A 13,110-nucleotide genomic window follows, 5' to 3' on the forward strand; every position below is an offset into this window, starting at 1 on the left:
TGAACATGATCACAGATTTCGCCGAAAGTTTCTCGTAGCGCTGGTTTTTAGCACCATTTACGGTGCATTAATCTGCACTGCGATGGCAATTTGCACCAATATAGTGCTTATATTCACCGGTGATGCACCATAACAATGCATGCAATCCATCCTGGTGCAGCCTTCGACTCACGAAAGAGCGCATTGTAGCGCCATTTTCGCCATTGTCATAAAGTTGGCACAGAATTCGCTTTATATATTTTAAGCGAAAACGACAGTTATAAAACGGTTGAAAGAGCTTGCCGAGATCTTTGGTTAGGAATGGTCAGCAGTCGAGACACATTCCCGGCAACGAAGTTCTCTCACCATGACGATAATGACCATTTCCAGGAGAGTTGAGTATGTCCGCTGAACACGTTCTCTCGATGATGAACGAGCATGAAGTTAAGTTTGTTGACCTGCGTTTTACCGATACTAAAGGTAAAGAACAGCACGTTACTATCCCTGCTCACCAGGTTAACGCTGACTTCTTCGAAGAAGGCAAAATGTTCGATGGCTCCTCCATCGGTGGCTGGAAAGGCATTAACGAATCAGACATGGTGCTGATGCCGGATGCAACCACTGCAGTCATGGATCCGTTCTTCGAAGACTCGACCCTGATCATCCGTTGCGACATCCTTGAGCCAGGCACTTTGCAGGGCTACGATCGTGACCCACGCTCCATTGCTAAACGTGCAGAAGAGTTCCTGCGTTCTTCAGGCATCGCGGATACCGTGCTGTTTGGACCAGAACCAGAGTTCTTCCTGTTCGATGACATCCGCTTCGGTTCTTCTACCTCAGGTTCACACGTTGCTATCGATGATATCGAAGCCGCATGGAACACCGGTAAAGAGTATGAAGGCGGAAACAAAGGTCACCGTCCTGGTCTGAAAGGCGGTTACTTCCCAGTGCCACCGGTTGACTCCGCGCAGGACATCCGTTCTGCCATGTGTCTGACCATGGAACAGATGGGTCTGGTGGTTGAAGCACATCACCACGAAGTCGCCACTGCTGGTCAGAACGAAGTGGCAACCCGCTTCAACACCATGACTAAAAAAGCTGACGAAATTCAGATCTACAAATACGTGGTGCACAACGTTGCTCACGCGTACGGCAAAACGGCAACCTTCATGCCTAAGCCAATGTTCGGCGATAACGGTTCTGGTATGCACTGCCACATGTCCCTGTCAAAAGGCGGCGTGAACCTGTTCTCTGGCGACAAGTACGGCGGCCTGTCTGAAACTGCTCTGTTCTACATCGGCGGTATCATCAAGCACGCTAAAGCGATCAACGCCCTCGCGAACCCAACCACCAACTCATACAAGCGTCTGGTTCCAGGCTACGAAGCCCCCGTTATGCTGGCTTACTCTGCCCGTAACCGTTCTGCTTCTATCCGTATTCCAGTGGTTGCTAGCCCGAAAGCACGTCGTATCGAAGCGCGCTTCCCGGATCCAGCGGCTAACCCATACCTGGCATTCACCGCGCTGCTGATGGCCGGTCTTGATGGTGTTATCAACAAGATCCACCCTGGCGATGCGATGGACAAAAACCTGTATGACCTGCCGCCGGAAGAAGAAGCTGAGATTCCAAAAGTTGCAGGTTCTCTGGAAGAAGCCCTGAACGCACTGAACGAAGACCGCGAGTTCCTGACCCGTGGCGGTGTGTTCACTGATGACGCGATCGATGCGTACATCGAACTGCGCAAGCCAGAAGTTGACCGCGTGCGTATGACTCCGCACCCGGTTGAGTTCGAACTGTATTACAGCGTTTAATCAGCATTAAAGATTCGCGGGTTTTCATCGCCGCAAGGCGGCAATCGAGACAATCCCGGAGAGCTGAGATAATTCAGTGACTCGGGTCAACGAGTGCAGCCAACGCAGCGGCGGTGTAAAAGACGCCGAAGATTTTATATTGCCGTGGAAACTTTAGCCCATCTCCGGATGGGCTTTTTTCTCCGCGCATACAGGGTACGAAGCACAGATTTCCGTCCTGAAAGGCTATAATGCACTAAATTAGTGCAGAGGAACGCTGTATGGCAACTGGCACGCTGCCCGACGCGGGGCAGATTCTCAACTCTCTGATCAACAGTATTTTGCTGGTCGATAACGATTTAGTTATCCATTACGCCAATCCGGCGGCGCAGCAATTACTGGCGCAAAGCTCACGTAAATTGTTCGGCACGCCATTACCGGAATTAACCGGCTATTTTTCGCTGAATATTGAGGTGATGAGCGAGAGTCTCGGAGCTGGCCAGGGCTTTACCGATAGCGAAGTCACGTTAGTGGTCGATGGCCGGGCGCACATTATGTCGCTGACGGCACAGCGCTTACCAGATGGCTTTATTCTGTTGGAAATGGCGCCGATGGATAATCAACGTCGTCTTAGCCAGGAACAAATTCAGCATGCTCAGCAGGTGGCTGCCCGCGATTTAGTCCGCGGTCTGGCGCATGAAATCAAAAATCCGCTGGGAGGATTACGGGGTGCCGCGCAACTGCTTACCCGCGCATTACCCGATCCTTCTTTGCATGAATATACGCGCATCATCATTGAGCAAGCCGACCGACTGCGTAATTTGGTCGATCGTCTGTTAGGTCCGCAACAACCGGGTCTGCACGTGACGCAAAGCATTCATCAGGTGGCGGAACGTGTGGTGAATCTGGTGTCGATGGAGTTGCCGGAAAATGTTTCACTGGTGCGTGATTACGACCCAAGCCTGCCGGAAATGCCGCACGACCCCGACCAGATTGAACAGGTGCTGTTGAATGTGGTGCGTAATGCGCTGCAAGCCTTAGGCGATGCAGGCGGCACCATTGTGATTCGCACCCGAACTGCCTTCCAGCTCACGCTGCACGGCACGCGCTACCGTTTGGTCGCACGTATTGATATTGAAGACGACGGCCCAGGAATTCCGGCCCAGCTACAAGATACCCTGTTCTATCCGATGGTAAGCGGACGCGAAGGCGGTACCGGTTTAGGTCTGTCCATCGCCCGTAGCCTGATCGATCAGCATTCAGGAAAAATAGAATTTAACAGTTGGCCAGGTCATACCGAATTCTCGGTTTATCTGCCTATTCGCCAGTGAGGTTTCTATGCAACGAGGGATAGTCTGGATCGTCGATGACGATAGCTCCATCCGCTGGGTGCTTGAACGAGCGCTCACTGGAGCCGGTTTGAGCTGTGCTACCTTTGACAGCGCTAACGAGGTATTGGACGCGCTCGCAAGTAAAACCCCAGACGTATTATTGTCAGACATTCGCATGCCTGGCATGGATGGACTTGCGCTGCTGAAACAAATTAAGCAGCGCCATCCCATGCTGCCGGTGATCATTATGACTGCGCACTCCGATCTGGATGCTGCCGTCAGCGCTTATCAGCAAGGTGCGTTTGATTACCTGCCAAAGCCGTTTGATATTGATGAAGCCGTTGCGCTGGTTGAACGCGCGATTAGCCATTATCAGGAACAGCAGCAGCCGCGTAATCAACCGGTTAGCGGCCCAACCACCGATATTATCGGCGAAGCGCCGGCAATGCAGGATGTATTCCGCATCATTGGTCGTCTTTCACGCTCCTCAATTAGCGTGCTGATCAACGGTGAATCCGGTACGGGTAAAGAGTTGGTGGCGCATGCGCTGCATCGCCATAGTCCGCGCGCGAAATCGCCTTTTATCGCGCTGAACATGGCGGCAATTCCAAAAGATTTGATCGAATCAGAGCTGTTTGGTCATGAGAAAGGCGCATTTACCGGTGCGAATCAGATTCGCCAGGGGCGTTTTGAGCAGGCCGATGGCGGTACGCTGTTCCTCGATGAAATTGGTGATATGCCGCTCGATGTGCAAACCCGCCTGTTACGCGTATTGGCAGATGGCCAGTTTTATCGTGTCGGCGGCTATGCGCCGGTGAAAGTGGATGTGCGTATTATCGCGGCAACCCACCAGAATCTTGAGCTGCGTGTGCAGGAAGGCAAATTCCGAGAAGACTTGTTCCACCGTCTCAACGTGATTCGTGTTCATCTGCCGCCGTTGCGCGAACGACGCGAAGATATTCCGCGCCTGGCGCGTTACTTCCTGCAGGTCGCTGCGCGTGAGTTGGGCGTGGAAGCGAAGATCCTGCACCCGGAAACCGAAACCGCGCTGACGCGTCTGCATTGGTCCGGTAACGTGCGTCAGCTGGAGAATACCTGTCGCTGGTTAACGGTGATGGCAGCGGGCCAGGAAGTGTTAATTCAGGATCTGCCGCCTGAACTGTTTGAATCCAGCACGCCAGACAACCCGGTGCAGTCGTTGCCAGACAGTTGGGCCACGCTACTGGCGCAGTGGGCCGATCGCGCTTTGCGTTCCGGTCATCAAAACCTGTTGTCGGAAGCACAGCCTGAGATGGAGCGCACGCTGCTCACCACCGCGCTGCGTCACACTCAGGGGCACAAACAGGAAGCGGCACGCCTGCTCGGCTGGGGACGTAATACCCTGACGCGTAAGTTAAAAGAGCTGGGAATGGAGTAACGCGGAACATGGCGTTTCGAAGCCGGGGAGCCCATGGGCTCCCCGGCTTTTTTATATCACGCGTGAAAATTGCTGCATGCGCACCTTTTGGCGCATATAAACATCGAAGCACATGCAGATGTTACGAATCAGCAAACGGCCGATGCCAGTAACGTGCAGGCTGCGACCGCGCTGTTCCACCAAGCCATCTGCCACCAGCGGCGCTAACAACGCTAAATCCTCGGCGAAGTACGCTTCGAACGCGATCGGCCATTGCGCTTCTAACGCGGCAAAATCCAGCGCAAAATTGCAGATTAAGGCTTTGATCACATCGCGACGCAGGCAATCATCATCACTCAACGTGAGCCCACGCCATAGCGCATTGCCGCGCTGTTCAACATCGCTGTAATAGGCTTTTAGCTCTTTGTGATTTTGCGCATAACTGTCGCCCAGCATGCTGATGGCCGAGACACCCAAACCGAGTAGATCGGTTTCGCCCTGCGTGGTGTAGCCCTGAAAGTTACGATGAAGTTCACCGGCGCGTTGTGCGACCGCCAATTCATCATCCGGACGCGCAAAGTGATCCATGCCGATAAACTGATAACCTTCGCCGGTTAAGGTGGCGATGGTTTCCTGTAGGATTTGCAGTTTCTGTGCCGCGCCCGGCAGCTCATCATCTTTAATTTTGCGCTGCGCAGCGAACAGCGTTGGCATATGCGCATAGTTGAAGACGCTGAGGCGATCGGGATTGAGCGCAATAACGCGCTGTAAGGTGAAGGCGAAGCTCTCCGGCGTTTGCAGCGGCAAGCCATAAATCAGATCGAGGCTAACCGAACGGAAGCCCTGCTCCCGCGCACGCTGCACCAGAGCAAAGATGGTTTCTTCGTCCTGCACGCGATTAACGCGCTCTTGCACCGCCTTATTGAAGTCCTGCACGCCCATGCTCAGACGATTAAACCCTGCCGCGCGTAGATGATCGATCATCTCCAGCTCGATTTCACGCGGATCAACCTCGATCGACATTTCGACATCATCGGCAATCGTAAAATGATCGCGTAGCAGCGCCACCAGCCGACTCACTTGCTGTTTATTAAGAAATGTTGGCGTACCGCCGCCCCAATGCAGTTGAGTGACACAGCGCCCCGCAAACAAGGGCGCTCGCTGGCGGATTTCCTGCTCCAGCACATCGAGGTAGCGATCGGCTTTGTGCAGCTGTCGCGTCACAATTTTATTGCAGCCACAGAAGTAGCAGAGACGATGACAGAACGGGATATGCACATACAGTGACAGCGGGCGTTCGGCATAGCGAACGGCCGCTTGCTGAAAATCTGCCTCACCAAAGTTCTCACTGAACTCGAGCGCGGTGGGATAAGAGGTATAACGCGGGCCAGCGTAATTGTATTTTTCGATGAGGCGCTGATCCCAATCAATCTGCTGCGATGACATGCTCACTCCTTACGGTGACGTCGTTTGAGAGAGGGTCGCGTAGCAGAAGAGTGGACGAAGCGATGGGCTGAACGCCGACGTAAACGCGACTTCAGACGCGACAGGCGGCGTAGTTTAAACAATAACCAGATCAGATAACATGTCAGCAGCAGCGCGAAAATTGATCCAGGCCAAAACATAGGTGAATACCTGTTCAGCGCGGCATGCGTGAAAACGCATGCCGATCAAAATTTGCCTTAATTACCTTTTAGCAGGCGCATCATATCTTCTTCGGCCTGCTCATCTTCCACTTCGTCATCCAGCGCGATGCCCAGTGTTTCCATCAGTTCGTCAATGCGGTCCAGGGTTTGATCCAGCCAGGCCTGATCTTCGCCACTCAGGGTCTCACCGTTTTCCAGGCGATCCAGCAACGTGTCCAGGCGTTCGTCATTTTCCAGCTTAGCCAGCTCTTCTTGTGGCGTCAGACGCGTTTTTTCCGCTTTTGGCTTTGGTTTAGCTTCCGGCTTTTTCGCCGGCTGGGTTTTCCCATCTGCGACTAATGCGATCGGTGTTTTGCTTCCCAGGCGCGGATCCTGCGCTTTTTTACCCTGACCTTTGCCAGCGGTTTGCGTTTCCGGATTAGCACGGCTGCCAGATTTTAGGCCGCTGTGCTTTTTATCGCGTTTGCGATCGCGCGCTTCCTGATTGAGGTCTTCACGCGATTTGCGTTTGGCTTTCGCAGCAGGTTTGCCACGCGGGGCTGATGCAGGTTGCTTCATGATGTCCGGTCTCGGCGGTGCTTTGTGAGTTCAGTATAGAATTGCGGCGAAATCTAGCAGAAAGTAAGCAAAGAAAAAAGGCGATAGCCTATGCTATCGCCTTTTATCGCACCTTCATACGAAGGAAACACGTTATATATCCTTTACGGCTCACAACGTCCCGGTTGCTCCATCGCCACATCGCTCCTGCGATTAATCCCTGTCCTTATCCGATTCCTGCCTGAATCGCTTCCCGCCATGCTCTTGGTCATCCCCGACACTCCTGAGCTCATCATCCTGATGGGTGCTGCCGTGCACTGACAACAAATGTAGACTAATAGGTAAAATGAACAAGTGAGACTTGTCTCTATTTTAGAGTGGTATTTGCCACAATAAATTTAACCAATTGAAAAACAACATTTAAATGGATTGTTAATATTCCATGAAGCGGTAATCGCTGGCAGTAAAAATCATAGATCTCTTACAAAATGACGTGTTTAGACGCTATCGGGTACTTTTGCGCCATTACAGGTATAATCAACCCAATTGCCCGATTCATTTTGCTGGAGTTTCACTTTGTCTGCTTTGAACTATCACATGACCCATTTCATGCTCAGCGCCCCCGATATTCGCCACTTACCGGCGGATGTGGGTATTGAAGTTGCTTTTGCCGGGCGCTCGAATGCAGGCAAATCCAGCGCGCTAAACACCATCACTAACCAGAAAGGCCTGGCACGTACCAGTAAAACGCCAGGTCGTACTCAGCTCATTAACTTGTTTGAAGTGGTTGAAGGGAAATGTCTGGTCGATTTGCCCGGTTATGGCTATGCCCAGGTTCCGGAAGAGATGAAGCGTAAATGGCAGCGCTCGCTAGCGGAATATTTGCAAAAACGCCAGGCGTTGAAAGGTCTGGTGGTATTGATGGATATTCGCCATCCGCTGAAAGACCTCGATCAGAACATGATTGAATGGGCCGTTCAGAGCCAGATTCCCGTGTTGGTGTTGCTGACCAAAGCAGACAAGCTGGCATCCGGCGCGCGTAAAGCCCAGCTGACGATGGTGCGCGAAGCGTCATTAGCCTTTAACGGCGACGTGCAGGTGGAAATGTTTTCGTCACTGAAGAAGATGGGCGTTGATATCGTGCGCAATAAACTGGATAGCTGGTTCAGCGAACTGGAGCCAGCGCAAGAAGGCGACGGCGAAGAACAAGCAGAGTAATTTTGTTGCGGCTTTTGAGAAAAAGCCCAATAAAAAACGCCCCAGTCATAAATGACTGGGGCGGCTAAATATTCAGCCAAATCCGATTACGTGAAGTAAAAGGTCTGAAAGATAGAACATCTTACCTCTGTACCCTACGCGACAAACTTTACCTGATTTTCCGCGCCCCACAAAGGGTTTTTTGTTGTTAAGTTTCAGCTTTCGACATCTTTTTTACTAAGTTCATCACACTTTCGTACGTGCAATGTAGTTTAATTACTAAAAAAATGCTTAGCCGATAAGCAGTTACAAAACGCGCATTTAATAGACCGCTTTTTGGTGTTGCTGAACCGATTAAGTAAACTTTTTTCTTATGATGATGTCAGCGGCAGGTAAATACCGCTAAACCAGCATGATCAATGTGCCTCATCCCAGTTATCGCCGGTTCCTACTTCCACCTGCAGCGGCACATCCAGCTTCATGCTGTTCTCCATCAGATCACGGATGGTTTTAATGGCGCTATCCACCGCATCGCTACGAATCTCAAATACCAGTTCATCATGTACCTGCATAATCATGCGCACGGCATCGTCTTTTTGCTGTAACAGCCAGCCATCCACCGCAATCATCGCGCGTTTAATGATGTCTGCTGCGGTGCCTTGCATTGGGGCATTGATCGCCGCACGTTCAGCCGCTTTACGGCGAATGGCATTGCTTGAGGTGATATCTGGCAGCCACAAGCGACGACCATCGAGCGTTTCTACATATCCCTTCTCTGCCGCCTTCGAACGCGTCTCTTCCATATAACGCAGCACGCCCGGATAGCGTTCAAAGTAGAGATCCATATATTTCTTCGCCTCGCCCGCGCCGATATTCAGCTGGCGAGAAAGACCAAATGCGCTCATACCGTAGATCAGACCAAAGTTGATCGCTTTGGCACTGCGACGCTGCTCACCCGAAACGTTGCTTAACGCAACACCAAACACTTCTGATGCAGTAGCACGGTGGATGTCTTCACCCTGAGCAAACGCATCCAATAAGCCTTTGTCTTGCGACAGATGCGCCATGATGCGCAGTTCAATCTGTGAGTAGTCCGCGGCAACAATACGATTACCCGGCCCGGCAATAAACGCCTGCCGAATACGGCGCCCCTCTTCATTGCGTACGGGAATATTCTGCAGGTTAGGATCGGTAGATGAGAGTCGTCCCGTTGCCGTTACCGCCTGATGATAAGACGTGTGTACGCGACCCGTTACCGGATTGATCATTAGCGGCAGTTTATCGGTATACGTCGATTTCAACTTCGATAAACCACGATGCTCAAGAATGACTTTTGGCAATGGATAATCAAGCGCCAGTTCAGCTAGCACTTCTTCACTGGTCGACGGCGCGCCGCCCGGCGTTTTTTTGGTCGGTTTGATACCCTGCTTTTCAAACAGGATAGTTTGCAGTTGTTTAGGTGAAGAGAGGTTAAACGGTTCTCCCGCCAACTCATGCGCTTTCAGCTCCAGCTCAGCCACGCGCGTGGTCAGCTCCTGTGAGTGATTCGCAAGGATATTCTGGTCGATCAGCACACCGTTGCGCTCAATACGCGATATCACCTTCAACAATGGCATTTCAATCTCTTCAAATACCTGTTTTGGTCCCGCTTCCGGCTCCAGCTTCTCCCACATCTTCAGATGCAATTGCAGCGTGACATCGGCATCTTCCGCCGCATAATGGCCCGCTTGCTCGATAGCAATCTGATTAAAAGTGAGCTGATTTTTGCCTTTGCCTGCAATCTCTTCAAAAGTCACCGTTTTGTGGTTCAGCCAGCGCGCGGCCAGGCTATCCATATCGTGTTTACCGCCCACGCTGTTCAGGCAATAAGACTCCAGCATGGTGTCAAATTTGATGCCGTTCAGTTCAATATCGTAATTCTTCAGTACGCCGCGATCGTATTTGAGATTCTGCCCAACCTTTGCCGCTTTGCCATCTTCCAGCAGTGGTTTTAGCTGTTTCAGCACGTCGCTACGATCCAACTGATCTGGGGCGTCTAAATAATCGTGGGCAACAGGCAGATAAGCCGCTTCACCCGGCGCGACGGCAAACCCAATGCCGACAATATTGGCGCTTAAGGTATCCAGCGAGTCGGTCTCGAGATCGAAAGCGAAAAGCTCGGCGCTTTTTAGCTTTTTCAACCACTCGGCAAATGTCGCTTCATCAAGGATCGTGACGTAGCCATCCGCAGAGAGCACGCTGGTTGCTTCAGCAACGGGCGCAGCGGGTTCGCTAAGCTGCGACTTCTGCGCCTTCGTGTTGCTCTTCTTGCCTTGTTGCAACCATGAGCCATCCTGCAGATCAGCGATCCAGCGCTTAAATTCATAACGGCTAAATAGGGTTTGCAGTGCTTCTACATTAGGTTCGTTAACGACGAGCTGGTCGCACGTTAGATCTAACTCAACGTCGGTTTTGATGGTTGCCAGCTGATAGGACAGGAAAGCGACATCGCGATTTTGCTCCAGCTTCGCCGCCATGGTTTTCGCGCCGCGGAATGAGAGATCGGCGACTTTATCAAGATTGTCATAGATTGACTGCATGCCGCCCAAGCCTTGCAACAAAGCCTGGGCGGTCTTCTCACCCACGCCCGGCACGCCGGGAATGTTGTCCGAGCTGTCGCCCATCATGGCGAGGAAATCGATAATCAGCGCTGGCGGCACGCCATATTTCTGCTCGACCTCTTCTGGGCCCAGCACGGTATTCGTCATGGTATTGATCAATGTGATCGCCGGCGTCACCAACTGCGCCATATCTTTATCGCCGGTGCTAATTAACACCGGGCGACCGAGTTTTTCCGCCTCTTGTGCCAACGTACCGATGACATCATCCGCCTCAACGCCGGAAACCGCCAACAGCGGCAAGCCCATCGCTTTCACCATTTCATGCAGGGGCTCAATCTGCGCGCGCAGATCGTCAGGCATCGGCGGACGGTGGGATTTGTAGTGCTCAAACAGCTCATCGCGGAAGGTTTTACCTTTCGCATCGAAGACCACAGCCACATGGCTTGGCTGATATTGCATCAACAAGCTTTTCAGCATGTTGAGCACACCATACATGGCGCCAGTTGGCTCGCCTGCACTGTTCGTTAGCGGCGGAAAGGCATGATATGCACGGTACAGATATGAAGAGCCGTCGACCAGAATCAGGGGATTTTCTGCAATTTGCGCCATAGGTTCGTATTTTCTTCGTTGCGATAATGAGGGCTATAAGGATGCCACAACCGGAGGAGAATGTTGAATGCACTCGAGGAAGTCAGGATCTTTTTCGTGGTTACGCGGGACGGATCGCAAGGATCAAGTTGTGGATAAGTTTGTGCGTAAAAATCATAACGTATTGTTATTTACGCTAATTGATACTACTTTAATATTAAATAAATAATAAAATCATTAAGTTATAAGCTTATCGTGACCTTGCTCGACTAAATGAAAAGATGATCGTTCATGTGGATATTAAGCAAAGGGTTAATAAATACAGCGTATGAGTAAGACAAAAAAGCAATAAAAAAACGCCGACAGTGCCGGCGTTCTAAAAGCTAATTTACTTCTTTTCTACCAGGAACTTCACTACGTTGGCGTAATCGGCAACGAAGTTGTCCATTGAGCTGGTATCGAGACCGCCATTGTTAACCATATATTTGCCGTTAACAAAGATCGCTGGCACGCCCTGCAGATTGACGTCTGCTGCCGCTTTCTGCTGCTGTGCAACCAGCGCTTTTACGGCGAAGCTGTTCCAGGCAGCATCGTAATCTTCAGAAGAGATACCTGCCGCTTTAATAAAGGTCTCTTTCAGGCTTGCTGCATCGGTAACGGTTTGGGTTTTCTGAATGCCGTCAAAGATCGGTGCAGTGACTTTGCTTTCTACACCCAGCGCCATGGCAACAGCCCACGCTTGAGTGACGATCGGACCGAATTGACCACCGAGGAAATCAACATGGTATTTGGTCACTTTCGTGTCTGCTGGAAGGTTCTTTTTCACTGCATCGCTCACGTGATAAACGCGTTCGAACTGGTAGCAATGCGGGCAGAAGAAGGAGAAGAACTCCAGTACCTGTGGCTCACCCGCCACTGGCTTTGGCAAAGTGACGAATTGCTTACCCTCGTTGAACTGTGCCGCTGAGGCGCCAAATGCCAGCATTAAACCTACCAGCGCAAACATGATCTTTTTCATCGTGAAACAATCTCCTGAGTACTTCATTAATATTGCGGGCTAAGCTGCAACGGCGGTTCGTGTAACAGCCTTTCCTGCTCGATAAATAATGCAATCTGCCGGCGCCAAAAATCCTCATCTGTCATCCAGGGAAAAGCGCGCGGAAAAGCGGGATCCTGCCAGCGGCGTACCACCCAGGCCAAATAATAAACCATGCGCATAGCGCGTAAAGGCTCAATCAGTGACAATTCATGTAAATCAAAATCACCGAATTCATTATAGGCTTCCAGCAAAATATCCCATTGAATCAACTGTTCCTGGCGATCGCCATTGACCAGCATCCACAAATCCTGCACTGCCGGCCCGTTACGGGCATCATCAAGATCGACAAACATTGGGCCATCACGCCACAGAATGTTGCCGGGATGGCAATCACCGTGCAACCTTAACGGCTGCCATTGGCTATGCCAGCGCTGCTGCAGCGTAGCGCTCAGCTTATCAACGGCAGCAAGCAGCAAGTCTTTAAGAGAAGCCGGTACTAATGCACTTTGTTCCAGTTCCTGGCGCGGTTGAAACACATACTCTTCGAGGCCGAAAGTCGGACGCTGCTGAAACAGGCTTTGCTTTGCAGTTTGATGGATGCGTCCCAGAAAGCGGCCAACCCATTCCATCTGATCTTCATTGTCGGTTTCATATTGTCGCCCCCCTAAACTGGGGAAGACCGCGTACATAAAGCCGGCATGATGATTTAGCGTGCAATCCTGCAGAATGAGCGGCGCGGCAACCGGTACGTCGTCGTCTAATAAATCCTGCGTGAACTGATGTTCTTCGAGGATCTGTTGTGCGCTCCAGCGTTGCGGACGATAAAACTTAGCCACATAGCGGCGTTTATCATCATCGCTGAATTGATAGACGCGGTTTTCATAGCTATTGAGGGCGGTTAAGCCTGATTCGACACGCAGACCCGCATCCCAAAGTGCATCAAGAATGACATCGGGATTCAGCGTCTGGAAATTAAAGGCGGCTTCGCTCATCATTTTGCCTGTGTG

At 51.5% G+C, this 13,110-nt stretch carries 9 protein-coding genes; 4 read left to right on the forward strand and 5 right to left on the reverse strand.

Features of this window, described 5'->3' with window-relative positions:
- The first annotated feature begins 380 nt into the window (after positions 1 to 380).
- The 3 genes from glnA to glnG all read left to right on the forward strand — a co-directional run bounded on the left by glnA (position 381) and on the right by glnG (position 4,517).
- A complete protein-coding gene (gene glnA / locus ACRQ84_RS15040; RefSeq protein ID WP_007885243.1) occupies positions 381 to 1,790 on the forward strand; it encodes a glutamate--ammonia ligase in 1,410 nt (469 codons plus the stop codon).
- 260 nt (positions 1,791 to 2,050) lie between these two features.
- Positions 2,051 to 3,100 (forward strand): nitrogen regulation protein NR(II), encoded by a 1,050-nt coding sequence (gene glnL / locus ACRQ84_RS15045; RefSeq protein ID WP_483816476.1) that lies wholly within the window; start codon positions 2,051 to 2,053, stop codon positions 3,098 to 3,100.
- A gap of 7 nt (positions 3,101 to 3,107) precedes the next feature.
- Complete coding sequence (glnG, locus tag ACRQ84_RS15050; RefSeq protein WP_008109800.1) at positions 3,108 to 4,517, forward strand: nitrogen regulation protein NR(I); 1,410 nt, start codon at positions 3,108 to 3,110, stop codon at positions 4,515 to 4,517.
- A gap of 51 nt (positions 4,518 to 4,568) precedes the next feature.
- Here glnG and hemN read toward each other — a convergent pair whose 3' ends face one another.
- Together hemN and yihI are read right to left on the reverse strand one after the other, a co-directional pair.
- Positions 4,569 to 5,942, reverse strand: coding sequence for an oxygen-independent coproporphyrinogen III oxidase (gene hemN / locus ACRQ84_RS15055; protein ID WP_483816477.1), 1,374 nt, complete (start codon positions 5,940 to 5,942; stop codon positions 4,569 to 4,571).
- Positions 5,943 to 6,178: 236 nt separating this feature from the next.
- A complete protein-coding gene (gene yihI, locus ACRQ84_RS15060; RefSeq protein WP_064741560.1) occupies positions 6,179 to 6,700 on the reverse strand; it encodes a Der GTPase-activating protein YihI in 522 nt (173 codons plus the stop codon).
- A 555-nt stretch (positions 6,701 to 7,255) separates the two neighbouring features.
- On the opposite strand from yihI, the gene yihA reads away from it, so the two are divergent.
- On the forward strand, positions 7,256 to 7,897 hold the full coding sequence (gene yihA, locus ACRQ84_RS15065; protein WP_064741562.1) for a ribosome biogenesis GTP-binding protein YihA/YsxC: 642 nt from the start codon (positions 7,256 to 7,258) through the stop codon (positions 7,895 to 7,897).
- A 395-nt stretch (positions 7,898 to 8,292) separates the two neighbouring features.
- On the opposite strand, the gene polA is transcribed toward yihA, so the two are convergent.
- The 3 genes from polA to ACRQ84_RS15080 all read right to left on the reverse strand — a co-directional run bounded on the left by polA (position 8,293) and on the right by ACRQ84_RS15080 (position 13,095).
- The gene (polA, locus tag ACRQ84_RS15070) at positions 8,293 to 11,085 is read right to left on the reverse strand and encodes a DNA polymerase I (RefSeq protein ID WP_483816478.1); all 2,793 of its coding nucleotides are present in this window, start codon (positions 11,083 to 11,085) and stop codon (positions 8,293 to 8,295) included.
- A 367-nt stretch (positions 11,086 to 11,452) separates the two neighbouring features.
- Positions 11,453 to 12,082 carry a thiol:disulfide interchange protein DsbA gene (gene dsbA / locus ACRQ84_RS15075; RefSeq protein ID WP_064741564.1) on the reverse strand — a complete coding sequence of 210 codons (630 nt, stop codon included), beginning with the start codon at positions 12,080 to 12,082 and terminating at the stop codon, positions 11,453 to 11,455.
- 26 nt (positions 12,083 to 12,108) lie between these two features.
- Entirely contained in the window at positions 12,109 to 13,095 is a 987-nt protein-coding gene (locus tag ACRQ84_RS15080; RefSeq protein ID WP_483817934.1) for a serine/threonine protein kinase, read from the reverse strand.
- Positions 13,096 to 13,110 lie beyond the last annotated feature (15 nt).

Source organism: Pantoea sp. E2023-21 (assembly GCF_051302795.1).
In the GTDB taxonomy this organism is placed as follows: Bacteria; Pseudomonadota; Gammaproteobacteria; order Enterobacterales; family Enterobacteriaceae; genus Pantoea; species Pantoea ludwigii_A.

Excerpts from the sequence above, each read along its gene's own strand:
- glnA (WP_007885243.1), top strand. The coding sequence starts at position 381 with ATGTCCGCTGAACACGTTCTCTCGATGATGAACGAGCATGAAGTTAAG.
- glnL (WP_483816476.1), top strand. The coding sequence starts at position 2,051 with ATGGCAACTGGCACGCTGCCCGACGCGGGGCAGATTCTCAACTCTCTG.
- glnG (WP_008109800.1), top strand. The coding sequence starts at position 3,108 with ATGCAACGAGGGATAGTCTGGATCGTCGATGACGATAGCTCCATCCGC.
- hemN (WP_483816477.1), bottom strand. The coding sequence starts at position 5,942 with ATGTCATCGCAGCAGATTGATTGGGATCAGCGCCTCATCGAAAAATAC.
- yihI (WP_064741560.1), bottom strand. The coding sequence starts at position 6,700 with ATGAAGCAACCTGCATCAGCCCCGCGTGGCAAACCTGCTGCGAAAGCC.
- polA (WP_483816478.1), bottom strand. The coding sequence starts at position 11,085 with ATGGCGCAAATTGCAGAAAATCCCCTGATTCTGGTCGACGGCTCTTCA.
- dsbA (WP_064741564.1), bottom strand. The coding sequence starts at position 12,082 with ATGAAAAAGATCATGTTTGCGCTGGTAGGTTTAATGCTGGCATTTGGC.
- ACRQ84_RS15080 (WP_483817934.1), bottom strand. The coding sequence starts at position 13,095 with ATGAGCGAAGCCGCCTTTAATTTCCAGACGCTGAATCCCGATGTCATT.